Below are 20,593 nucleotides of genomic sequence, written 5' to 3' on the forward strand. Positions count from 1 at the left end.
TCAGTCCCATAGCAGCACCTCGGCCGGGGTGGGATTCCAGCCGTTGCAGGGGTTGTTCAACTGCGGGCAGTTGGAGATCAGCAGGATGACGTCGGTCTCGGCGCGCAATTCCACGTACTTGCCGGCGCCGGAGATGCCATCGGCGAAGGTCAGGCCGCCATCCGCGGTCACCGGCACGTTCATGAAGAAGTTGATGTTGGCGCCGATGTCGCGCTTGCCCAGGCGCCCGTCATGGCCACCGGCGCAGAGGAAGTTGTCGCGGCAGCTGTGCATCTGCCGGCGGTCCAGGGCGTAGCGCACCGTGTTGCTCTCCTGGGAACAGGCGCCGCCCAGGGTGTCGTGGCGGCCACAGGTGTCGGCGACGATGGTCAGCAGCGGATTGCCCAGGTTGGAATAGAGCACGCTGCCGGTCGACAGATAGACCCGGCCCTGGCGTCTCAGGGTGCGCTGGGGATCGTAGCGCTCCTGGGGATTGGCGGCGGCGTAGAAGAGGGTGTCCACCGCCTGGTTGCCTTCCAGGTCATGGATGCGCAGGGTCTGGCCGGCCTTGACCTCCTTGAGGTAGGGCGCTCCGGCCGGCAGGACGGCGCGGTAGCTGGCATCTTCCGGGCGTTTGGTGCTGGCGATCAGGGTCATGGCGGGGCCTCAGAGGAAGTAGCGGGCGGTGTTCTGGAAGGCGCGCTCGTTTTCCGGGCGCGAGGTGCGGCAGCGCTCGGCCGCCTCGGGCGCGGCGCGCAACTGGGCGAGATCGACCGGGCGTGGTGCATAGACCGGATCCGGGTCCAGCGGATGCTGCAGGGCGGTCAGCACCACCAGGGTGTTCATGGGCGCATAGAGCTCGACCAGATCGCCGGCGCGGGAGTTGCCAGGCACGAAGGCAAAGGCGCCCTCGGCATCCACGTCCACCCGGCTGAACAGATTCAGGGTCATCAGCAGGTCTTCCAACCCCAGGCCCCACTTGGCCAGTTCCACCAGCAGGTTGTCGGTGCCGTTGCGGTGGAAGCCGTTGCGCAATTCCTGGTAGCGACCCGCGCCGTATTTTTCGGCCACCTCGGCGGCATTGGCCACGCCGCCGAAGCTGTCGTGCCAGCCGCAGGTGTCGCGCACCACGGCCGCCAGCACCCGTCCCATGTCGGAATAGAGGCAGTGTCCGGCGGTGAGACGGGCGGTGTGCTGGCCCTTGAGGGTATCCGGCAGATTCAGCCGCTCGCTGCGGTCATCGGCATTGAACAGCAGCAGGCTGACATTGGCGCCGCCTTCCACGTCGGTCAGGCGCAGGGTCTGGCCGCGGCGCAGGATGAAGGAGGCGGTACCGCCGCCGGGGACGCGTTCCTGGTAGAGCAGTTCTTCAGTCATGGGCAACCTCGTCAGATAAGGGCCGGCCGCGTCCCGGCCGCATGTACGGGCGGGGTCTTGGCGGTCAGGGGCAGGTCGTAGGTGATGCGGGCGCCATAGGCACCGGGGGCTTGCGGGTCCTGGCGGACCTTGTCGAACACCAGCACCCGGGTGGCCAGGCTGAAGCCCTCGTGCAGGTCATGGGTGACCATGAACACCGTGAGCGGGCGCTCGTGCCAGAGCTCCAGCAGCAGGGCGTGCATGTCCTTGCGGATGCCGGGGTCGAGGGCGCCGAAGGGCTCGTCCAGGAGCAGGATGCGCGGCCGGACGATCAGCGCCTGGGCGATGGCGAGGCGCTGCTGCATGCCGCCGGACAGCTGCCCCGGGTACTTGCCCAGCGCCTGGCCCAGGCCGACGCGCTCGAGCAGGGCGGCGGCCTGTTCCCGGGCCTGGCGCTTGGCCGTACCCAGCAGCCGGCCGAGCAGCGGGGACCTGGGCAATTCCAGGCCCAGGGCGACGTTGTCCAGCACGCTCAGGTGGGGAAAGACCGAATAGCGCTGAAAGACCACGCCCCGCTCGGGATCAGGTTCCGCTGACAGCGGCTGACCATCGATGCGGATCTCGCCCCGGCTGGGGCGCTCCTGACCGAGTAGCAGACGCAGGAAGGTGGACTTGCCGCAGCCGGAGGCACCGACCAGGGCGCAGAATTCGCCTTCGCGCACCTGCAGGTTGAGGCCTTCGAGCACCACCTGCTCGCCGTAGCGTTGCCAGAGATTGCGGACCTCGATCATCAGCGACCCTCCCCGTACCAGGGAAAGGCGCGTCGCGTCAGCAGGCGCAGACCGGCGTCCAGCAGCCAGGCCAGCAGGGTGATCCAGGCCACATAGGGCAGGATCACGTCCATGGCCAGGTAGCGCCGCACCAGAAAGATGCGATAGCCCAGGCCATCGGTGGCGGCGATGGCCTCGGCCGCGATGAGAAACAGCCAGGCGGCGCCCAGCTGCAGCCGCAGGGCGATGAGCAGGCGCGGCAGCAGTTGCGGCAGCACCAGGCGCAGGATCACCGTCCAGCTGTTGGCGCCCAGGGTCTGGGCCTTGATCAGCAGCTCGCGGGGCAACTCCCGGGCGCGCTGGTCGAGCTCACGGATCAGCACCGGGGTGACGCCCACCACGATCAGCATCACCTTGGCCAGTTCGCCCAGGCCGAAGACGATGAAGAGAATCGGCAGGATCGCCAGGGGCGGGATCATCGAGAGCACCGTCACCAGTGGCGACAGCGGCGCGCCGACTAGGGGCAGGCTGCCCGCGGCGATGCCCACCACCAGGGCGATCAGCGCGGCGATCCCCAGGCCCAGCCCCAGGCGTTGCAGGCTGGCCAGGGTGTCCTGCCAGAACGGATAAGCCCCGGTGCGCACGTCGGCGGTAAAGGCCAGGCGCTGCACCGCATCGGCCATCTGCGCCACGCTGGGCAGCAGCTTGTCGTTGGGGTTCTCCGCCAGCCGGGTGGCCGAGCCCACCAGATAGAGCAGGGCGAGCAGGGCGAAGGGCAGCAGGACCAGCAGGAGCCGGCCACCCCGATCGGGATGCCGATTGATGAAGCGCATGGGCGTCGTCCTCGCGGCGGGGCTCAGAGCTTGCCGTCGGCGGCCAGCTGTACGAAGGTCGGATCGAAGCGCAGCTTGAGATTGCCCGCGTCCCCGCTGGTCTTGCCGCCCGGATAGGCGATGCCGATGGCCTCGGCGCTGGGCGCGCCCTGGCCCAGCAGGCCGTGTTCGAAGGAGAAGTGGGCGATGCGCTGCATGGTGGTGGGCAGCGCGGGGTCCTTGACGAAGGCCAGGGCCTCGGCGGGCGTGGCGAACAGCCGGGTCTTGTCCAGCTGCGCCCGGAAGCCGGCGAGGTCGGTGCCCGAGGCCTTGGCCATGGCTTCCAGGGCGGCCTTGCCCTTGGCGTCGTGGGCCTGCATCAGTGCCATCATCTCGAACCAGGCACCGGTCAAGGCCTTGCCCAGGGCGGGGTTATCCTTGAGCGTGGCGGTGTTCACCACCAGCATGTCGAGGATCTCGCCGGGAATCTTGCTGGAATCGAACACCTCGGTGGTGTCGGGCTGGGCCTTGACCTCGGCCAGCAGCGGATTCCAGGTCACCACGTTGCGCACGTCAGGCGTCTGGAAGGCGGCCACCATGTCGGCATCCGAGGTGTTGACGGTGGTCAGGTCCCTTTCGCTCAGCCCCACGCTCTGCAGCGCCCGCGCCAGCAGGTAGTGGGAGACGGAGAATTGCACCAGGTTGACCTGCTGGCCCTTGAGGTCGGCCAGGGTCTTGCCCTTGCCCTTCATCACCACGCCGTCGTTGCCGTTGGAGTAGTCGCTGACGATCAGCGCCGTGCTGTCCACGCCGCCCGCGGCCGGAATGGTCAGGGCGTCCATGTTGGTCATGGCGCAACCATCGAACTGGCCGGTGGTGTATTGATTGATGGATTCGACGTAGTCGTTGAGCTGCACGACCTCGACGTGGATGCCGTATTTCTTGGCCCACTTGTCGATGATGCCCTGGGCCTGGGCTTCGCCCCAGGGCATCCAGCCGGCATAGATCGTCCAGCACACCTTGAAGTCGTCGCGCGGCGCCGCCTGAGCGGTGGCACCAAGCAGCAGGGAACAACCGAGAACGAGCGAGGCGAGCAGGGGATGGCGCATGGGACCTCCAATAGGATGGACGACGGGACAGGAGCACGCGACTGGCGCTGTGTCTCCCGGGCTTTTGTCCCGCCGTGTAACCCCATCAGAGGTCGACGACTCTCGGACCAGACACCCGCACGAGCGAGTCGGAACCCTAGTCATCCATTGCAGATTGTGGTGCATCAAACCGGCTGACCGGTGCTCCTGCACGCTATGGTCTTTGCCAGATGCGTGCCAGTTGCCTCCAGGCCCCGTGCCATGCTGGTTCTTTGCCATGACGGCGCTGCGCTACCGGCCGCGCCGCCCCGTTGCAGTGCATCGTAGTGGCTTGATGCACTGCTTTGACTCAGCGTCCCAGCGCCGCGATCAGCGCGTGGCGGAAGGCATTGACCGCCGGTGGCAATTCGCGACCCGCCATGCTCTGCAACTCGATCCGCCGCGCCGCCAGGCCCTCGTCCAGCAACGGCAGGGCCACCAACTGGCCCTCGCGCAGCCGGCTGCGCAGGCTCAACTCGCTGAACAGGCCGACTCCGGCGCCCAGCGCGGCGAAGCGATAGAGCGCCTGCATGTTGTTGCTCACCAGCACCGGCTCGAAGGACAGGCCCTGGACGCCACAGCAGATGTCGAACAGCTGGCGGATCGTCGTGTCCGGCGTTGGCAGCGCCAGGGGATAGGGCTGCAGATCGACCAGGGCCAGGCCGGTGCGGCTAGCGAGCGGGTGGTCGGGAACGACGATCGCCTTGATGGCGCCACTCAGGGTGGCCTCGACGCGGATATCCGGCTCGGGCCTCAGGCTGAAGGTCAGCCCCAGGTCGGCATCGCCTTCCTGGACGCGGCGGGTCACCACGGCGGGGGCGCAGACCTCCAGGGAAAAGTGGATGCCGGCGTAGCCCTGGCGAAAGGCGGCGATCACCTCGGGCAGGAAGTCCAGCGAAAAGCCTTCGGTGGTGGCCAGGCGCACCTGACCGCGGCGCAGGTCGGCCAGGCCGCGCAGTTCGGCCGCGACCTGTTCGCTGGCCAGCTGCGCTTTTCGCGCATGCACCGCCAGACGCTCCCCGGCGGCGCTGGGCACCACCCCGCGAGCACGGCGTTCGAGCAGCGGCGTCTCCAATTCGCGTTCCAGCTTGGCGATCTGGCGACTCACGGCACTGGCCGCGACATTGAGCCGTTGGGAGGCTTCGCTGATGGAGCCGCAACGCACCACCTCGAGGAAATAGCGCAGGGCGGTGGACTGGATTCCGTAGGGCTGCATGGAGCCTCCTTTGCCGAAAAGGCATGGCTTGCATCTAAATATTCTGCTTGTGGCATGGGATGGCAAGACCTAGAGTCGGGTCAAGAGACCAATAACAGGCTTCAGCAAGAACTCCTTCCCCGCGCTTCGCGGACCTGCCTTTGACCAACCACCGCCCCGGAGACAGACGGCATGGGACTCAAAGGTTTCGCTTGTGGCATCGCGTTTTCCCTCTTCCTGGCCCAGGGCCAGGCCTTCGCCGGCAAGGCCAACGACACCCTGGTCTACGCCTCCGACACCGAACCCGAAAACGTCAGCCCCTATCACAACGATGCCCGTGAAGGCGTCATCCTCGCCCACCTGGCCTGGGACACCCTGATCTACCGCGACCCCCAGACCGGCGAATACAAGCCGATGCTGGCCACCCACTGGCAGCAGGTCGATCCGCTGACCCTCGACTTCGATCTGCGCCAGGGCGTGACCTTCCACAACGGCGATCCCTTCACCGCCGATGACGTGGTCTTCACCTTCAACTACGTGGCCTCGCCCGAGGGCAAGGTGGTCACTCAGCAGAACGTCAACTGGATCAAGAGCGCCGAGAAGCTGGGCGAATACAAGGTCCGCCTGCACCTCAAGCAGCCGTTTCCAGCCGCGCTGGAATACCTGGCCAATCCCTTGCCCATCTATCCCGGCAAGTATTTCCAGAAAGTAGGCCTGGCGGGCTTCGCGCAGAAGCCGGTGGGAACCGGGCCCTATCGCATCGTCGCGGTCACCAGCGGCCAGGGCGTCACGCTGGAACGCAATCCCGACTACTTCAAGGACAGCCCCCAGGGGCAGCCACGCATCGGCCATATCCAGTTCCGCGTCATTCCCGACGCCGAAACCCGACTCGCCGAACTCATGACCGGCGGCATCGACTGGGCCTGGCGCGTGGCGCCGGACCAGGCCGAGCAACTCAAGGCCGCGCCCAATCTCACGGTGGAAAGCGGGGCCAGCATGAGGATCGGCTTCCTCAGCATGGATGCCCAGGGCGCCTCCAGCCCGGATTCGCCCTTTGCCAAAGCCGAGGTGCGCCAGGCGGTCAACTACGCGATCAACCGCAAAGCCATCGCCAGTCAGCTCATGGGGGGCGGCAGTCAGCCGCTGCAGGTGGCCTGCTATCCGGAGCAATTCGGTTGCGACGCCAAGGCGGTGCCGGGCTACCCCTACGACCCGGCCAAGGCCAAGGCGCTGCTCAAGGCCGCCGGCTACCCCAACGGTTTCAGCACCGAGATCTTCGCCTACCGCGACCGCGACGTGGTCGAGGCGCTGATCGGCGACCTGCGCGCGGTGGGCATCGACGCCAAGCTGCGCTATCTGAAATACGCCGCGCTGCGTGACCAGCAGCGCGCCGGCAAGGTGCCCATGGCCTTTCTCGCCTGGGGCTCCTTCTCCATCGCCGATGCCTCGGCGGCCACCGGCGTCTATTTCAAGGGCAATGCCGACGACGTGGCCAAGGATCCCCAGGTGATCGACTGGCTCAAGGTGGCCGACACCGCCATGGACCCGGCCGTGCGTAAGGAGAACTACCGCAAGGCGCTGCAGCGGATCGCCGAGCAGGCCTACTGGGCACCGGTGTTCAACTATTCCATCAACTACGCCTTCACCTCGGACCTGGCCTTCCAGCCCTATCCGGACGAGTTGCCGCGATTCGCCCTGGCCCACTGGAACTGATCCGTCCCGGCGCCCCGCACGGGGGCGCTCCTAGCCGAGGAGCCGAGCATGTCAGCATACCTCCTGCGCCGCCTGGGTATCGCCCTGGCCGTGGCCTTTACCGTTTCCCTCATAAGTTTCTTTCTGCTGCACCTATCCGGCGATCTGGCCACCGCCATCGCCGGCCCCGAAGCCACCGCCGAACAGATCGAGGTGGTGCGTCATCAACACGGACTCGATAAACCCCTGGCGACCCAGTACGTCGAGTGGGTCGGGCAGTTGCTGCGGCTGGACCTGGGGCAGTCGTTCTTCTTCCAGGAGTCGGTGCGGGATCTCATCGCCAGCCGCCTGCCCATCACCCTGACCCTGGGCGCCATCGCGCTGCTGGTGGCGCTGCTCATCGCCATCCCGCTCGGGGTGCTGGCCGCGGTCAAGCGCGACACCTGGATCGACCGCCTGGCGCTGACCCTGGCGACCTTTGGCCAGGCGATGCCCAGCTTCTGGTTCGCCCTGGTACTGATCGTCGTCTTCGCCGTGACCCTCAAGTGGCTGCCGGTGTCCGGCAATACCAGCTGGCAGCACTTCATCCTGCCGGCGATCGCCCTGGGCTACTACGCCACCCCCTCGCTGATGCGACTGACCCGTGCCGGGATGCTCGACGTGCTGGGCGCCGACTACATCCGCACCGCCCGGGCCAAGGGCCTGAGTCCGGCACGGGTGCTGTTCAAGCACGCCCTGCGCAATGCGCTGATCCCGGTGGTGGCCCTGGCCGCGGTGGAGTTCGGCTTCATGCTGGGCGGCTCGGTGGTGATCGAGGCGGTGTTCTCGCTGCAGGGCATCGGCCAGCTGGCCTGGGACGCCATCGCCCGTAACGACTTCCCGGTGGTGCAGGCCATCGTCCTCTTGATCGCGTTGATTTACATCGTGCTGACGCTGCTGGCCGATCTGCTCAACGCCTTGCTCGACCCGCGCATTCGCGTGCGCTAGGAGGCCCCATGACCGTCGCCAATCCCTTCGTGCTCGACGACTATCTGCCCCCACGACCGACCCTGGGTCGCCAGCTGCGCCGCTGGTTCGGCCACCGCGGCTTCGCCCTCGGCGCCGTACTGCTGGTCATCATCGTGTTCGCCGCCCTGGCCGCACCCTGGCTGGCGCCCCACGATCCCTATGCCCAGGACGTGATGCAGCGGATGAAACCACCGGTATGGATGGCCAAGGGCACCTGGGCCCATCCGCTGGGCACCGACAAGCTCGGCCGCGACTACTTGTCCCGCCTGCTCTATGGCGCACGCATCTCGCTGTTCATCGGCCTGGCCGCGGCGCTCATTTCCGGCGCCATCGGTACCCTGCTTGGGGTGCTCGCCGGCTATTACGGTGGCAAGGTCGATGCCCTGGTGAGCTACCTGGTGACCACCCGCCTGGCCCTGCCGGTGGTGATGGTGGCCCTGGCCGCCGCCTCGCTGGTGGGCGGCTCGCTGAAGGTGGTGGTGATCCTGCTCGGCTGCCTGCTGTGGGATCGCTTCGCCGTGGTGGTGCGCGCCGCGGTGCAGCAGATCCGCGACGCCGAATACGTCGCCGCTGCCCAGGCCCTGGGCTGTTCGCCCTGGCGGGTCATCGTCGGCGAGATCCTGCCCAACCTGCTGGGGGCGCTGATCGTGGTGATCACCCTGGAGATGGCCCACGCCATCCTGCTGGAGGCGACCCTGTCCTTTCTCGGCGTGGGCGTGCAGCCGCCGTTGCCGTCCTGGGGCCTGATGATCGCCGAAGGCAAGCCCTACATGTTCTTTTCGCCCTGGGTGATCGCCATCCCCGGGATCGCCCTGATGCTGCTGGTGCTGGCCATCAACCTGTTCGGCGACGGCATCCGGGATCTGGCCGCGCCCAGCGGGCGCAACTAAGCGGAGGACTGACCATGGCACTGCTCGACGTTAAAGACCTGCGCATCGACATTCCCCTGGGGGACGATACCCTACACGCCGTGCGCGGCCTGGACCTGCAGGTGGAGCGGGGCGAGATGCTCTGCCTGGTGGGCGAATCCGGCTGCGGCAAGTCGCTCACCTCCCTGGCGCTGATGGACCTCCTGCCGCGCCAGGCCCGGCGCCAGGCGGCGCGGCTGACGCTGGGCGAGCACGACCTGCTGACCCTGGGTGAGAGGGGTATGCGCGACCTGCGCGGCAATCGCCTGGCGATGATCTTCCAGGAGCCCATGACCGCCCTCAATCCGGCCTACAGCATCGGCGACCAGCTCACCGAGGTGCTGCGGCGTCACCGCAGGCTGGACCGCAAGGCCGCCTGGGCCCGCGCCGAGGCCATGCTGGAAAAGGTCGGCATCAGCAACGCCGGCGAGCGCCTGCGCCAGTATCCGCACCAGCTCAGCGGCGGCTTGCGCCAGCGGGTGGTCATCGCCATGGCGCTGCTCTGCGAGCCGGACCTCATCATCGCCGACGAACCCACCACGGCGCTGGACGTCACCATCCAGGCGCAGATCCTGCACCTGCTGCGCGACCTGCAGCGGGAATTCGGCACGGCCATCGTCTTCATCACCCACGACCTGGGGCTGGTGGCGCGCATCGCTGACCGGGTAGCGGTGATGTATGCCGGCCAGATCGTCGAGCAGGCACCGGCCGCCGAGCTTTTCGCCGCCCCCCGACATCCCTATACCCGCGGCCTGCTGGCAAGCATCCCGGTACCGGGCCGGACTCGTCCCGGGCAGCCGCTGGGCGCCATTCCCGGGCTGGTCCCCAGCCTGGTCGGCGAGCAGCACGGCTGCGCCTTTCGCAATAGATGCCCGCAGGCGGTGGCGGCCTGCACCGACAGCGTGCCCTTGCTGGATGAGGGCGCGCACCTGGCGCGTTGCCACTTCGCCCTGCCCAGCGAGCCCCTGCGCCGGGTCGGAGGTGTGCGATGAGCCGCGAGATCGCCCTGGAGCTGTGCGACATCCGCCGCGAATTCACCCTGGGTCGCGGCCTGTTCCGCCCGCCGGCCACCCTCAAGGCGGTGGATGGCATCTCGCTGCGGCTCTATCGCGGCGAGACCCTGGGGCTGGTGGGGGAATCGGGGTGCGGCAAGAGCACCCTGGCCAAGCTACTGCTGGGGCTGCTGGCGCCCACCAGCGGCGACATCCTGGTGGGTGGCGAGCACCTGCGTGGGGTGGACCGCAAGCGCATGGCCCGGCACATCCAGCCGATCTTCCAGGACCCTTATTCGTCGCTCAATCCGCGCAAGACGGTGCGCCAGATCGTGGCGCTGCCGCTCCAGGTGCATGGCCTGGGCACGCCCGCCGAGCAGCAACGGCGGGTCGCGGAGATGCTCGACGTGGTGGGCTTGCCGCGCCGCGCCGCCGACAGCCATCCCGGTCAGCTCAGTGGCGGCCAGCGCCAGCGGGTGGCCATCGCCCGCGCCCTGGTGATGCGCCCGGACGTGCTGATCTGCGACGAACCCACCTCGGCGCTGGACGTCTCGGTGCAGGCGCAGATCCTCAACCTGCTGCTGGAACTCAAGCGTGAATTCGGCCTGACCTATCTGCTCATCAGCCACAACCTGGCGGTGGTGGAACACCTGGCCGACCGGGTGGCGGTGATGTACCTCGGCAAGATCGTCGAGGAGCGGGAGCGGGCGGCGCTGTTCGCCCAGCCGGCGCATCCCTATACCCGGGCGCTGCTGGACGCGGTGCTCACCCCTGATCCAGCGCTGGGGCTCCCGGCGCTGGGCCTGGGCGGCAGCTTTCCCAATCCCATCTCGCCGCCCAGCGGCTGCGCCTTCCATCCCCGCTGCCCGCGCTGCTTCGGCCCCTGCGCCGAGCACTATCCGGAACGCGAAACCATCCCCGGCGGCAGCAAGCGCTGCCACCTGCCCGAACCCGCCTGACCCCGGAGTCCGCCATGACCAGCCGTACCCATGCCCTTGAGCTTGCCGCCGCGCACTTCGACAGCGGCGCCTTCCGTGCCCGGCTCGCCACCGCCGTGGCCCATCCCACCGAAAGCCAGGAACCCGAGCGCCAGGCGGAGCTGCAGCGCTACCTGGATGACTTCATCGCTCCCTACGTGGCCAGTCTCGGCTTCACCAGTCGCCGGCTGGACAACCCGGTCGCCGGCAAGGGGCCCTTGCTGATCGCCGAGCGGATCGAGGACCCGAGGCTGCCGACCCTGCTCAGCTATGGCCACGGCGACGTGGTGCGCGGCGATGCCAGCCGCTGGCGCGAGGGCCTCGCGCCCTGGACGCTGGTGGAGCAGGGCGAGCGCTGGTACGGCCGCGGTACCGCCGACAACAAGGGCCAGCACCTGCTCAACCTGGCGGCGCTGGAGCAGGTGATCGCCGCGCGCGGCGGGCATTTGGGCTACAACGTCAAGTTGCTGCTGGAAATGGGCGAGGAGATCGGCTCGGTCGGCCTGCGCACCTTCTGCCAGGAGCAGCGCCAGGCCCTGGCCGCTGACCTGTTCATCGCCTCCGACGGTCCGCGGGTCTCGGCATCCCGGCCCACGCTGTTCCTGGGTGCCCGGGGCACCTTCAACTTCGACCTGCATCTGGACCTGCGCGAAGGCGGCCATCACTCCGGCAACTGGGGCGGGCTGCTGGCCAACCCCGGCATCATCCTCGCCCATGCCCTGGCCAGCCTGGTGGATGCCCAGGGCCAGATCCAGGTCGCGGGGCTCAAGCCCTCCGAGCTGCCCGCACCGGTGCGCCGTGCCCTGGCCGACATCGAGGTGGGCGGCGCGCCGGGCGATCCGGCCATCGACCCCCACTGGGGCGAGCCCGGGCTGACCCCGGCCGAACGCGTCTACGGCTGGAACACCTTCGAACTGCTGGCCTTCACCACCGGCAACCCCGAGGCACCGGTCAATGCCATTCCTGGTACTGCCCGTGCCCACTGCCAGATCCGCTTCGTCGCCGGCTGCGACTGTACGACCTTCATTCCGCTGATCGAGGCGCACCTGGCCGAGCGGGGTTTCGCCGCCGTGCGGGTCACCCGGGCCAAGGACGAGATCCTCCACGCCTCGCGGCTGGACCCGGAGAATCCCTGGGTGGACTGGGCCCTGACGTCCCTGACCCACACCCTGGGCGAAAAGCCCGCCTTGCTGCCCAATTTCGGCGGTGGCTTGCCCAACGACATCTTTGCCGACATCCTCGAACTGCCCACCCTGTGGGTACCCCATTCCTATCCCGCCTGCTCCCAGCACGCGCCCAACGAGCATCTCCTGGCCCCGGTCGTGCGGCAGGGGCTGCAACTCATGGCCGGGCTGTTCTGGGACCTGGGCGATCGCTGGAGCCGCAGCTGATGTCCCTTGCCAAGACCACCACCCTGGAGTGGCTCGCCACCCAGCGCGAGCCGATGACCCGCCTGCTGCAACGCCTGGTGGACACCGATTCCAACAGCTACGACAAGGCTGGCGTGGATGCCGTCGGCGCCGTGCTCACCGCCGCCCTGGCCGAGGATGGCATCGAGGTCGCCCGGACGCCGGTGACCGACTTCGGTGACATCCTCGCCGCCCAGGTGGGGCCTGCCACGGGCGCCGCGGTGCTGCTGCTGGGCCATCGCGACACCGTCTTTCCGCCGGGCACCGTGGCCAGCCGCGGTTTCACCCAGGATGCCCGCCAGGCCTACGGCCCCGGTGTCGCGGACATGAAGGGTGGTCTGGTGGCGAGTTGCTTCGCCTTGCGCGCGCTCAAGCGGGCCGGCGAGCTGCCATTCCCGGTACGGGTGCTCTACACCGGTGACGAAGAGATCGGCTCCGGCACGGCGCGCCCTCATCTGGAAGCCGCGGCGCGCGCGGCCCGGGCGGTACTGAACTGCGAGCCCGGACGGGTCAGCGGCAACGTGGTCAAGGCGCGCAAGGGGGGCGCAAGCCTCACCATTAAGGTCAGCGGGCGGGCGGCTCATTCCGGGGTCAACCACGCCGAAGGCGCCAGCGCTATCCAGGCCCTGGCGCTCAAGGTGATCAAGTTGCATGCCCTGACCGACTACGGGCGCGGCATCACCACCAACGTCGGCCTCATCGAGGGCGGCACCTCCAGCAACACTGTCGCGCCCAGCGCCACCGCGCGCCTGGACGTGCGCTTCGTCGCCCTGGCCGACTGGCCCGAACTGCAGGCGAGCATCGAGGCCATCGTCGCCGAAGAAGAGCTGCCGGGAACCCGGGCCAGCGTCACCATCACCGGCCTGTTCCTGCCCATGGAAGAGCACCTGAGCCGTGACCTGCTGGCGCTCTACCAGCGCGAGGCGCAGGCACTTGGCTTCAGCGTGGAGGGGGAGTTCACCGGTGGTTGCGCCGATTCCGGCTTTACCGCCAGCCTGGGTGTGCCCACCCTCTGTGGCCTGGGCCCGGTCGGTGGCAAGGTGCATACCGATGCCGAATTCCTGGTGCTCGACACCCTGGTTCCGCGCACCCAGGCGCTGGTCGCCACCATCCTCGCCCTCGCCGTAAAGGTCTGATGACGAGCCGCTTCAGTTCTTGGCAATGTTTAGGGCTGCTCGGATCAGGCGAAGGGAAAAAGAGCTGGGGAAAGATCAATGCTGCTGCTTGGGCATAAATGAAAAGGTCGTAGCATTCCAAAGCGGAGCCAATCCAACCACTCGCGGTGGCCTTCCTGGCCTGCTTGGAAGGGTGCTGTTCTGTCTCGGTTGCCGTGCTCATCTGAATACTCCAGTTATTGTTTTTATAGATGGGGCAGGGCGGCGAAAACAGCCGTGGTACCCGTAAGGCAGCGCATGACTAGACGCTATGCCAAAGACTTAGATAGGGCCGATTTCCATGATCGAGCCGCTCTTCGCGGCTGCTGAGATAGCCTCGGTGATGATGAGATTCCGCAGGCCGTCGCGCACAGAAACCAGTGGCGATTCCGTGCCTCGTATGACGTTGCAGAAGTGCTCAAGCTGGATCTCAAGCGGGTCGTGGCGCTCAACACCAGCAACGCCTGTTTGGAAGGGCTTCCACCAGGATCTGTCTTCGACCCTTTCGTAGTATTTGAGACGCATAGTGGGCACTGACAACGAGCCGTTTTTCCCACTGATGACGTAGCAGTCCTCATCTTCGTAGGATGGATAGCTCGCGTTTTCCTGCGATGTTTGTTCCCAGCTGCGGGCGCATCCAGAGCTGTCGGAAAGCAAGAAGGAACCGAGAGCTCCACTCTCAAAGCGCAGGCCGATGCACACGGTATCTTCGACGGGAAACCCGCGCGCTGCGCTGGACTGCATCGCCTGAACGGCAACAATCTCGCCGCACAGCGAACGCAAGTTGCCTATTTCATGGATCATGTTGATCAGAATGGGGCCGCCGCCTTCCTGGCGCCGCCAGATGGCAGCGTCGAAGTAGTCATCTGGTTTGTAGAATAAAGCGCTGCCTTGAACAGCAACGATCTCTCCCAGGATGTCGTCGCGTATGACCTCTCGCGCCTTGGCAAGGATGGGGCTATGCGCCCGATGATGACCTACTAGCAGCCTGGCACCCGTTGCGTCGGCGACCGCGAGTAACCGCTTACCTTCCGCAACGCTATGCGCCACCGGCTTCTCGATCAGCGCGGCAACACCCGCCTCAATGCATTGCAGGGTCTGTTCGACGTGTAGAGCGTTAGGTGTGGCAAGAATTACGCCGTCAGGCTTGTCTTCGGCGAAGCAGGCAGAAAGATCTGCATAGTGCGTGACGCCTAGTGAATCCAGGTATTGGGCATCGATTTCAAGCGGATCGACAACCGCTGCCAGTTCACAAGAAGGACTCGCCTTGATGAGTTCGATATGGCGGCGCCCGATGAGGCCGGCACCGGCTACCGCAATTCTGATTTTGGACATGCTTTGATCTTCGCGAGCGTTATTGTTGTAAATCGCGACGCAATTGGGGTCGCGATTCGATCTGCCAGGATCAAGGCTACTATCAACTCCAAATGCTATAATTGTCCTTCATGGAAAATCAGAATTCTCCACTAGTGAACAATGATCCCTTCCTGAGGGATCTGCTCCTGTTCTCCGTGATTGCCAAACGCGGCAGTTTTAGCGCCGCTGGCACAGAGCTTGGGATCTCTCCCGCTCACGTCAGCAAGCGTGTTCTGGCGCTGGAAGAGACGCTGAGCTGCAAGCTTTTCAACCGGACAACCAGGCGGGTTTCGATCACCAGGGATGGCGAGACGATGCTTGTCTGGGCACAGACGATCATGGACAACGTCAATGGAATGCTTGAAACGTCGCTGGGTGACCGCGTCGAACCCAGAGGCACGCTGCGTATCAGCACGAGCCAACGGATGGGGCGCTTTCACATCGCACCTGTTCTGGCCTTGCTCAGGAAACGCTACCCCAAGTTGGAGGTTTGGCTCGAGCTGGTTGACCGTCGAACTGACTTGGTTGCAGAGCAATTCGACATCGATATCCGAGTGGGTGAAGTCAACGAGCAGAACCTGATTGTTCACAAGATTGCAGACAGCCAACGGATTCTCTGTGCCGCTCCGAGCTATCTGGAAGAACGAGGCTGCCCAACCGCGCTAAGCGACCTTCAACGCCACGATTGTCTATTGTTTCGTGGCAGGGATCAGAGTTTCGGTGTATGGCGGCTGGAGGGGCCAAATGGCCTTGAGTCGGTAAAGGTGACAGGGCCAATGGCATCCAATCACAGTGATGTCGTTCGGGAGTGGGCCCATGAAGGATTCGGCATCATCATGGCATCGACCTGGGACGTGGCGCCGAGCATTAGAAATGGCACGCTTGTCCGTGTCCTACCTGAACATTACCAGCCGGCTGACGTATCCGCCGTCACCACGATTCGGGCTTCCGGGTCGATGAAGATCAGAGTCTGCCTGGAGTTCTTGAGTGATCACCTGAGTTCCGGCCCGTACGCACTCTTGGCTGAGACCACGGCCAACGGGTTGTCAGGGCCCGGCACTGATACCAACAGCACGCAGGCAACTGTGTACTGAACGGGCGCCGCTCGGTACCCGTCCCTCCCTAGGCGCCACCCGCCTAATCAGATGGGCAACAATCCATCGGTCTTGATCTCGTTCAGCACGAAAAAGGTGCGCACCTGGCGCACGCCGGGCAGGGCGATCAGCCGCTCGCTGTGCAGGCGATTGAAAGCCGCAATGTCCTTGACCCTGAGCTTGATGAAGTAGTCCACGTCGCCGGCCACCAGGTAGCACTCCAGCACCGGGGGCAGGGCGCGGGCGGCCGCCTCGAAGGCCTGGAAGGATTCGGGGGTCGACCTGTCCAGCACCACGCCCACCAGCACTGCGGTCTCCCGTTGCACCGCCTTGGGGTCCACATGGGCCCTGACACCGGTGATGACCCCGCTCTCGAACAGCTTGCGCGTGTGGTTCCAGCAGGCGCTCGGGCTCAGGGAAACCTGGCGCGCCAGCTCGGCATTGCTGAGCCGTCCGTCCTGTTGCAGAGCGCGCAGGATCTTGCGTTCGACCGAGGTGAGTTCCGCAGCTTCGCTCATCGAAAGATTCTCCTTGAAAAGTGGTCTCTGGAAGAACGTCTATGGGAGGAAATCGAGGTAGCCAAAAGGAAAGCAGATTTCGTACCGCTCATTCGAAAGCACTTTTTTCAACGTTTTCCCTAGCATTGAAAGCGTTCTCTCACCACTGGAGTCGCTGCTATGTCCCTGGATCTCGAAAAGCGTTTTCCCCGCGTCAAGCTCGGTTATTTCCCGTCGCCCCTGCACAAGCTGGAGCGCATGTCGAAGGACCTCGGTATCGAACTCTGGGCCAAGCGTGACGACGTCTCCTCCGGTCTCGCCTATGGCGGCAACAAGGTGCGCAAGCTGGAATGGCTGGCCGCCGATGCCCTGGCGCAGGGCTGCGATACCCTGGTGTCCATCGGCAACATCCAGTCCAACCACACGCGCCAGGTCGCCGCCGTCGCCGCGGTGCTGGGCATGAAGTGCCGGCTGGTCCAGGAGGAATGGACCAAGTGGGAAGACCCGGTCTACGACAAGGTCGGCAACATCCTGCTGTCCCGCCTGATGGGCGCCCAGACGCTGCTGGAAGGCGAGGGCTATTCCACCGCGGTGAAGGCGACCTGGGAGCGCGCGCTGGACGAGGTGCGGCGTGAAGGCGGCAAGCCCTACGCCATTCCCGCCGGCGCCTCGGACCATCCCCTGGGGGGCCTCGGCTATGCCCATTTCGCCGACGAGCTGGCGGCGCAGGAGCGCGACCAGGGCCTCTTCTTCGATACCGTGGTCACGGCCACCTGTACCGGTTCGACCCAGGGCGGCATGGTGGTGGGCTTTCGCGCCCAGGAGCGCGAGCGTCGCCTGATCGGTATCGACACGGCGGCGGACGCCGGGATGACCCGCGCCGCGGTGACCAAGATCGCGCGCAACACCGCCGAGATGATTGGCCTGGACAAGGAGATTCGCGACGAGGACGTCATCATCGAGCCGCGTTTCTGCGGCCCCGACTACGGCCTGCCGGATGGCCCCACCGTCGAGGCCATCCGCTACACCGCGCAGATGGAGGGGATGCTCACCGATCCGGTCTACGAGGGCAAATCCATGGCCGGGCTGATAGCCATGGCGCGCAGTGGCGAGATCGCCAAGGGCAGCCGGGTGCTCTATGTTCACCTCGGGGGCGCACCGGCGCTCAACGCCTATCACAACGCCTTCGCCTGAGCCCAGGCTTCGACCGGTCACGAGGAGGTCCAGCATGACGAGCCAACCCTGGACAGCGGTAGACGACCTCCGACCGGCCGTGGCGCTGGTCATCCTGCATGGCGATCTCGACCCCGCCGTGACGGCTGAATTGCGCAGCGGCTTGCCCGGTTGCAGCGACCTCCCGGTGCTGCAACTGGAGGACGCCGTCGGGTTGCACGAGGAGTGGCTGGCGCAGGGTCCACGCAGCCGGATCGTGGGGTTGTTGTCCCGGCTGGGCGGTGACTGCCTGCTGCTGGCGGTCGAGCCGGAAGGCTTTAACGAGCTGGAATGGCTGGGATCGGTCGCCGGGCAACGCCTGCAACGGTTCACCAGCGGCACCCCCACGCGCGAGCTGGGCGCCCGCCTACAGCAGCTCAGACGCGAGCGCCTGCTGGCGGTGTTGCCGCTTTAAGGGTGGCCGTCAGGCCAGCCGCTCGACCTGTTCGGCAATCAGCGCCCTGATCGCCCGCAGGCAGCGCAACTCGCCGGCGAAGACTGCCCGCAACTCCGGTCGCGTGGCGGCCAGAACCTGATTCTCCCGCTCGGTCTGTTCCAGCAACTGCTGAGCCTGGGAGGGCAGGCGCTGGCGCAGGCGTTGCAACTGGGCCGCAGCCGGCGAGCGCTTGATACCCAGCACCTCGGCGGCATCCAGCAATCGCTCGCGGTCGATGGCCGCCAGCCGGTTTTCACCCAGGATCGGCCAGGCGAGGGTGGTTGCGTCCGGCCAGCGCTGCTGGTCGAAGGCGCGACTCTCGTATACGGCCGTACAGAGCAGGTCATAGCAGGGCGCCAGGGCGAGTCCCCGCGGTGAGACCAGAAAGCCCAGATTCTTCAGATGGGCATCGGTATTGCCCACCAGCACGTTGAACGCCAGCCAATTGAACAGCCGCGTCCGGGTCACGGCGGGCGCTTCGCATAGCCGTGCCAGCTCGGCCAACCGCTCCACGCTGCCTGCCTGGTACTTGAAATGACGATCCAGCCCCAGCACCTGGCAGGCGTCGATGCCATGGCGTCGCTGCCAGCCGCCCGGGGTGCGGACGCGGTCGAAGCGCTCGATCAGATAGACCGGTTCGGGTACGTAGCGGCGCTCGACGGCAGGAACGATCAGCCCGGCCATACCCGCCAGGCGCATGGTGAACCACTCATTGATCACCGAATGGGCGAAGGCCTCGTGGGGATGGTCCGGCTTGAGGATATGGGTCGAGGGCAGGGCGCCCACGGGTTCCTGCAGCCCCTGCTCATCAAGGATCACCGCCAGCTTGTGCTGGGCGCCGGCCAGCGACATGCGCTTGTGCGCCTCGTGGGTCAGTGGCAGCTGCGGCATGGCCTTGATCCGTCGGGAGAGGTCGGCGTCGCTCAGGGGGCGGCGATCCCCCGGTGGCAGGCGCTGGCCTTCGGCGAGCAGGGTAAGGGAGCCGGCGGACTCGGCGCCGTACCAACTGAGCAGGGCGAAGGCATCGGCGGCCTCCAGGCGCGCATCCTGGGCGAGCAATTGCCGCTGGCCTTCCTCGGGTAGCAGGTTGTCGAAGTACCACTGCACCGGTCGCTGCGAACTGCCATCGATCAGCGGCTCTGGCTGCAAGGGCAATTGCGGACAGAGTCCGAAGGCCTGCCAACCGGATTCGTACTGGAACGACCAGATACCGTTCTCGTCAGCCAGCCGACCCACCAGCTGGTCATCGATCCAGGCCAGGAGTTCACGCCTCATGGTGTCCGGGTATCCGGCTGGGCTTCCACCTCGGGGGGCAGATCCACGATCAGGCGCACGCCCAGGCCTTCCAGTACCTGGAACAGCTTGCCCCACTGAACGGTTTCGCCGCCGCGCTCGACCTTGCCGAGAAAGTTTTCACTGACGCCGAGGCTGCCGGCGGCGTCGTCCTGACGCAGGGCCTGGGCCTTGCGTGCCTGGCGGACGAGGGCACCGAGGTCGGCGGCATTCTTGAGTAGCACCTGCATGATTTATCCTCACGAGTGTGAGGATCAGGCTAACGCCAAAGGGATAGCCGGTGCAATCCTCAAGATCGTGAGGATTTTAGCTATTCAGACGGTTATACGGATCGAATCCTTTCGCTCGTGAGGATTTATCCCTGCAATCACCGTCGCGCGCCCAGTTGCTGGGGCGCCAGGAAGGCGCTGTGGAAGTAGCTGCGAAAGGCCTGCATGGCCGGCGTCAGCGGATGCTCCCTATGCCAGGCCAGCCCCACGCTCATGGGCGTAATGGGCTCTACCAGGGTGCGGGTCTCCAGCCGTTTGCCCTCCAGCGACCAGGGCCGATAGACCAGATCGGAAAGAATGGCGACACCGCTGCCGTTGGCCACCATGCTGCGCACGGCCTCCACCGAACTGGTACGCAACCGCACCTGGGGCTCATGACCGGCCTGGCGCCAATAGCGCATGGCGCTCTGTTCGGCCTCGTCGACGGTCAGCAGGACATAGGGCTCGCGGGCGACATCCGCCAGGCTGACGTTGGGTCGATCGCGCAAGGGATGGCCACTGGGCAGCCAGAGCCGGCGTTCGGAATTGAAGAGCGTCTCGGAGACGATGTCCTCGTGGGTCAGGTTGGCGGTCAGCACCACCGCCATGTCGATGCGCCTGTCCAGCAGCGCCTCTTCGATGGCCTGGCGCTCCTGCTCGTGTACCGCCACCGTCACCTCGGGATAGAGCTGTGCCAGGCGTTGCAGGTGGTGGGGGAGGAAGTAGCCGATCACCGTATAGCTGGCGGCAATGCGCAACTCGCCGCTGGCGCGGTGATCGGGCAGGGCGCTGCTGAGGGCGTCGTCGACGCCGCGCAGAATACCGTAGGCATGGTTGAGGAAATGCCGACCGGCATCGGTCAGCGCCATCCCTTGCGCCGAACGGACGAACAGACTGGTGCTCAGCAGGCCCTCCAGTTCCTGGATGGCGCTGGTCACCGCCGACTGGGAAATGTTCAGGTGGATGGCCGCCTGGGAGATCTGCCCCAGTTCTGCCGTCGCGGTGAAATAACGGAGTTGGCGCAGGGTGAGGGCCATGGCGACTGTCCTGAGGTATCGATTTTTCCGAACACTGGGCT

The 20,593-nt window shown here is 66.0% G+C and carries 20 protein-coding genes, 2 pseudogenes and 1 riboswitch; of the genes and pseudogenes, 10 read left to right on the plus strand and 12 right to left on the minus strand.

Features of this window, described 5'->3' with window-relative positions:
- The 6 genes and pseudogenes from OXS31_RS10410 to OXS31_RS10435 all read right to left on the minus strand — a co-directional run bounded on the left by OXS31_RS10410 (position 1) and on the right by OXS31_RS10435 (position 5,260).
- Positions 1 to 636 (minus strand): urea amidolyase associated protein UAAP2, encoded by a 636-nt coding sequence (locus OXS31_RS10410; protein ID WP_108581726.1) that lies wholly within the window; start codon positions 634 to 636, stop codon positions 1 to 3.
- 9 nt (positions 637 to 645) lie between these two features.
- The gene (locus OXS31_RS10415) at positions 646 to 1,356 is read right to left on the minus strand and encodes an urea amidolyase associated protein UAAP1 (RefSeq protein ID WP_077172828.1); all 711 of its coding nucleotides are present in this window, start codon (positions 1,354 to 1,356) and stop codon (positions 646 to 648) included.
- 65 nt (positions 1,357 to 1,421) lie between these two features.
- Positions 1,422 to 2,126: pseudogene (locus OXS31_RS10420) on the minus strand (ABC transporter ATP-binding protein); the annotation flags it as partial.
- Complete coding sequence (locus OXS31_RS10425) at positions 2,126 to 2,938, minus strand: ABC transporter permease (RefSeq protein ID WP_108581724.1); 813 nt, start codon at positions 2,936 to 2,938, stop codon at positions 2,126 to 2,128. The gene OXS31_RS10425 and the pseudogene OXS31_RS10420, both read right to left, overlap by 1 nt.
- Before the next feature lie 23 nt (positions 2,939 to 2,961).
- Complete coding sequence (locus OXS31_RS10430; protein WP_267398892.1) at positions 2,962 to 4,026, minus strand: putative urea ABC transporter substrate-binding protein; 1,065 nt, start codon at positions 4,024 to 4,026, stop codon at positions 2,962 to 2,964.
- 51 nt (positions 4,027 to 4,077) lie between these two features.
- A riboswitch (guanidine-I (ykkC/yxkD leader) is annotated at positions 4,078 to 4,177 on the minus strand.
- Between the two features lie 177 nt (positions 4,178 to 4,354).
- Positions 4,355 to 5,260, minus strand: coding sequence for a LysR family transcriptional regulator (locus OXS31_RS10435; protein ID WP_027599337.1), 906 nt, complete (start codon positions 5,258 to 5,260; stop codon positions 4,355 to 4,357).
- Positions 5,261 to 5,431: 171 nt separating this feature from the next.
- On the opposite strand from OXS31_RS10435, the gene OXS31_RS10440 reads away from it, so the two are divergent.
- From OXS31_RS10440 to OXS31_RS10470, 7 genes are read left to right on the plus strand one after another with little or no spacing between them, the layout of a single operon-like run.
- Positions 5,432 to 6,952 carry an ABC transporter substrate-binding protein gene (locus tag OXS31_RS10440; RefSeq protein WP_027602319.1) on the plus strand — a complete coding sequence of 507 codons (1,521 nt, stop codon included), beginning with the start codon at positions 5,432 to 5,434 and terminating at the stop codon, positions 6,950 to 6,952.
- Positions 6,953 to 7,000: 48 nt separating this feature from the next.
- On the plus strand, positions 7,001 to 7,918 hold the full coding sequence (locus OXS31_RS10445) for an ABC transporter permease (RefSeq protein WP_007161747.1): 918 nt from the start codon (positions 7,001 to 7,003) through the stop codon (positions 7,916 to 7,918).
- 8 nt (positions 7,919 to 7,926) lie between these two features.
- Entirely contained in the window at positions 7,927 to 8,829 is a 903-nt protein-coding gene (locus OXS31_RS10450) for an ABC transporter permease (protein ID WP_108581722.1), read from the plus strand.
- Between the two features lie 14 nt (positions 8,830 to 8,843).
- The gene (locus OXS31_RS10455) at positions 8,844 to 9,839 is read left to right on the plus strand and encodes an ABC transporter ATP-binding protein (protein ID WP_108581721.1); all 996 of its coding nucleotides are present in this window, start codon (positions 8,844 to 8,846) and stop codon (positions 9,837 to 9,839) included.
- On the plus strand, positions 9,836 to 10,798 hold the full coding sequence (locus tag OXS31_RS10460) for an oligopeptide/dipeptide ABC transporter ATP-binding protein (RefSeq protein ID WP_074583691.1): 963 nt from the start codon (positions 9,836 to 9,838) through the stop codon (positions 10,796 to 10,798). Before OXS31_RS10455 ends, OXS31_RS10460 begins: the two co-directional genes overlap by 4 nt.
- Positions 10,799 to 10,812: 14 nt before the next feature.
- Positions 10,813 to 12,207 carry a M20 family metallopeptidase gene (locus OXS31_RS10465; RefSeq protein WP_267398893.1) on the plus strand — a complete coding sequence of 465 codons (1,395 nt, stop codon included), beginning with the start codon at positions 10,813 to 10,815 and terminating at the stop codon, positions 12,205 to 12,207.
- A complete protein-coding gene (locus OXS31_RS10470; RefSeq protein ID WP_267398894.1) occupies positions 12,207 to 13,361 on the plus strand; it encodes a M20 family metallopeptidase in 1,155 nt (384 codons plus the stop codon). The genes OXS31_RS10465 and OXS31_RS10470 overlap by 1 nt, the downstream gene beginning before the upstream one ends.
- A gap of 40 nt (positions 13,362 to 13,401) precedes the next feature.
- Here the strand turns inward: OXS31_RS10470 and OXS31_RS10475 are convergent.
- Together OXS31_RS10475 and OXS31_RS10480 are read right to left on the minus strand one after the other, a co-directional pair.
- A pseudogene (locus OXS31_RS10475) lies at positions 13,402 to 13,563 on the minus strand (MFS transporter); the annotation flags it as partial.
- A 98-nt stretch (positions 13,564 to 13,661) separates the two neighbouring features.
- Positions 13,662 to 14,714, minus strand: a complete 1,053-nt coding sequence (locus tag OXS31_RS10480; protein WP_042134123.1) for a Gfo/Idh/MocA family oxidoreductase — start codon at positions 14,712 to 14,714, stop codon at positions 13,662 to 13,664.
- 110 nt (positions 14,715 to 14,824) lie between these two features.
- On the opposite strand from OXS31_RS10480, the gene OXS31_RS10485 reads away from it, so the two are divergent.
- Positions 14,825 to 15,829 carry a LysR family transcriptional regulator gene (locus OXS31_RS10485; RefSeq protein WP_267398895.1) on the plus strand — a complete coding sequence of 335 codons (1,005 nt, stop codon included), beginning with the start codon at positions 14,825 to 14,827 and terminating at the stop codon, positions 15,827 to 15,829.
- Positions 15,830 to 15,876: 47 nt separating this feature from the next.
- Here the strand turns inward: OXS31_RS10485 and OXS31_RS10490 are convergent, their stop codons facing one another.
- Positions 15,877 to 16,347: an Lrp/AsnC family transcriptional regulator gene (locus tag OXS31_RS10490; RefSeq protein ID WP_007161739.1), complete on the minus strand. Its 471-nt coding sequence runs from the start codon at positions 16,345 to 16,347 to the stop codon at positions 15,877 to 15,879.
- 159 nt (positions 16,348 to 16,506) lie between these two features.
- Between OXS31_RS10490 and OXS31_RS10495 the strand changes: the two genes are divergently transcribed.
- Complete coding sequence (locus OXS31_RS10495; protein ID WP_007161738.1) at positions 16,507 to 17,520, plus strand: 1-aminocyclopropane-1-carboxylate deaminase; 1,014 nt, start codon at positions 16,507 to 16,509, stop codon at positions 17,518 to 17,520.
- A 34-nt stretch (positions 17,521 to 17,554) separates the two neighbouring features.
- Positions 17,555 to 17,953, plus strand: coding sequence for a hypothetical protein (locus OXS31_RS10500; protein ID WP_077172822.1), 399 nt, complete (start codon positions 17,555 to 17,557; stop codon positions 17,951 to 17,953).
- Between the two features lie 9 nt (positions 17,954 to 17,962).
- Here OXS31_RS10500 and OXS31_RS10505 read toward each other — a convergent pair whose 3' ends face one another.
- The 3 genes from OXS31_RS10505 to OXS31_RS10515 form a co-directional block, all read right to left on the minus strand.
- The gene (locus OXS31_RS10505) at positions 17,963 to 19,249 is read right to left on the minus strand and encodes a HipA domain-containing protein (protein WP_077172821.1); all 1,287 of its coding nucleotides are present in this window, start codon (positions 19,247 to 19,249) and stop codon (positions 17,963 to 17,965) included.
- Positions 19,246 to 19,497, minus strand: coding sequence for a helix-turn-helix domain-containing protein (locus OXS31_RS10510; protein WP_007161735.1), 252 nt, complete (start codon positions 19,495 to 19,497; stop codon positions 19,246 to 19,248). Before OXS31_RS10510 ends, OXS31_RS10505 begins: the two co-directional genes overlap by 4 nt.
- Positions 19,498 to 19,634: 137 nt before the next feature.
- Complete coding sequence (locus OXS31_RS10515) at positions 19,635 to 20,552, minus strand: LysR family transcriptional regulator (protein WP_027602295.1); 918 nt, start codon at positions 20,550 to 20,552, stop codon at positions 19,635 to 19,637.
- Positions 20,553 to 20,593 lie beyond the last annotated feature (41 nt).

Source organism: Pseudomonas sp. GM_Psu_1 (assembly GCF_026544185.1).
Classification (GTDB): Bacteria; Pseudomonadota; Gammaproteobacteria; order Pseudomonadales; family Pseudomonadaceae; genus Chryseomonas; species Chryseomonas oryzihabitans.

What these genes read in the sequence shown, in the direction of transcription:
- OXS31_RS10510 (WP_007161735.1), bottom strand. Translation starts at nt 19,497, where the DNA reads ATGCAGGTGCTACTCAAGAATGCCGCCGACCTCGGTGCCCTCGTCCGC.
- OXS31_RS10505 (WP_077172821.1), bottom strand. Translation starts at nt 19,249, where the DNA reads ATGAGGCGTGAACTCCTGGCCTGGATCGATGACCAGCTGGTGGGTCGG.
- OXS31_RS10450 (WP_108581722.1), top strand. Translation starts at nt 7,927, where the DNA reads ATGACCGTCGCCAATCCCTTCGTGCTCGACGACTATCTGCCCCCACGA.
- OXS31_RS10425 (WP_108581724.1), bottom strand. Translation starts at nt 2,938, where the DNA reads ATGCGCTTCATCAATCGGCATCCCGATCGGGGTGGCCGGCTCCTGCTG.
- OXS31_RS10490 (WP_007161739.1), bottom strand. Translation starts at nt 16,347, where the DNA reads ATGAGCGAAGCTGCGGAACTCACCTCGGTCGAACGCAAGATCCTGCGC.
- OXS31_RS10465 (WP_267398893.1), top strand. Translation starts at nt 10,813, where the DNA reads ATGACCAGCCGTACCCATGCCCTTGAGCTTGCCGCCGCGCACTTCGAC.
- OXS31_RS10435 (WP_027599337.1), bottom strand. Translation starts at nt 5,260, where the DNA reads ATGCAGCCCTACGGAATCCAGTCCACCGCCCTGCGCTATTTCCTCGAG.
- OXS31_RS10470 (WP_267398894.1), top strand. Translation starts at nt 12,207, where the DNA reads ATGTCCCTTGCCAAGACCACCACCCTGGAGTGGCTCGCCACCCAGCGC.
- OXS31_RS10480 (WP_042134123.1), bottom strand. Translation starts at nt 14,714, where the DNA reads ATGTCCAAAATCAGAATTGCGGTAGCCGGTGCCGGCCTCATCGGGCGC.
- OXS31_RS10445 (WP_007161747.1), top strand. Translation starts at nt 7,001, where the DNA reads ATGTCAGCATACCTCCTGCGCCGCCTGGGTATCGCCCTGGCCGTGGCC.
- OXS31_RS10485 (WP_267398895.1), top strand. Translation starts at nt 14,825, where the DNA reads ATGGAAAATCAGAATTCTCCACTAGTGAACAATGATCCCTTCCTGAGG.
- OXS31_RS10440 (WP_027602319.1), top strand. Translation starts at nt 5,432, where the DNA reads ATGGGACTCAAAGGTTTCGCTTGTGGCATCGCGTTTTCCCTCTTCCTG.
- OXS31_RS10410 (WP_108581726.1), bottom strand. Translation starts at nt 636, where the DNA reads ATGACCCTGATCGCCAGCACCAAACGCCCGGAAGATGCCAGCTACCGC.
- OXS31_RS10460 (WP_074583691.1), top strand. Translation starts at nt 9,836, where the DNA reads ATGAGCCGCGAGATCGCCCTGGAGCTGTGCGACATCCGCCGCGAATTC.
- OXS31_RS10415 (WP_077172828.1), bottom strand. Translation starts at nt 1,356, where the DNA reads ATGACTGAAGAACTGCTCTACCAGGAACGCGTCCCCGGCGGCGGTACC.
- OXS31_RS10515 (WP_027602295.1), bottom strand. Translation starts at nt 20,552, where the DNA reads ATGGCCCTCACCCTGCGCCAACTCCGTTATTTCACCGCGACGGCAGAA.
- OXS31_RS10500 (WP_077172822.1), top strand. Translation starts at nt 17,555, where the DNA reads ATGACGAGCCAACCCTGGACAGCGGTAGACGACCTCCGACCGGCCGTG.
- OXS31_RS10430 (WP_267398892.1), bottom strand. Translation starts at nt 4,026, where the DNA reads ATGCGCCATCCCCTGCTCGCCTCGCTCGTTCTCGGTTGTTCCCTGCTG.
- OXS31_RS10455 (WP_108581721.1), top strand. Translation starts at nt 8,844, where the DNA reads ATGGCACTGCTCGACGTTAAAGACCTGCGCATCGACATTCCCCTGGGG.
- OXS31_RS10495 (WP_007161738.1), top strand. Translation starts at nt 16,507, where the DNA reads ATGTCCCTGGATCTCGAAAAGCGTTTTCCCCGCGTCAAGCTCGGTTAT.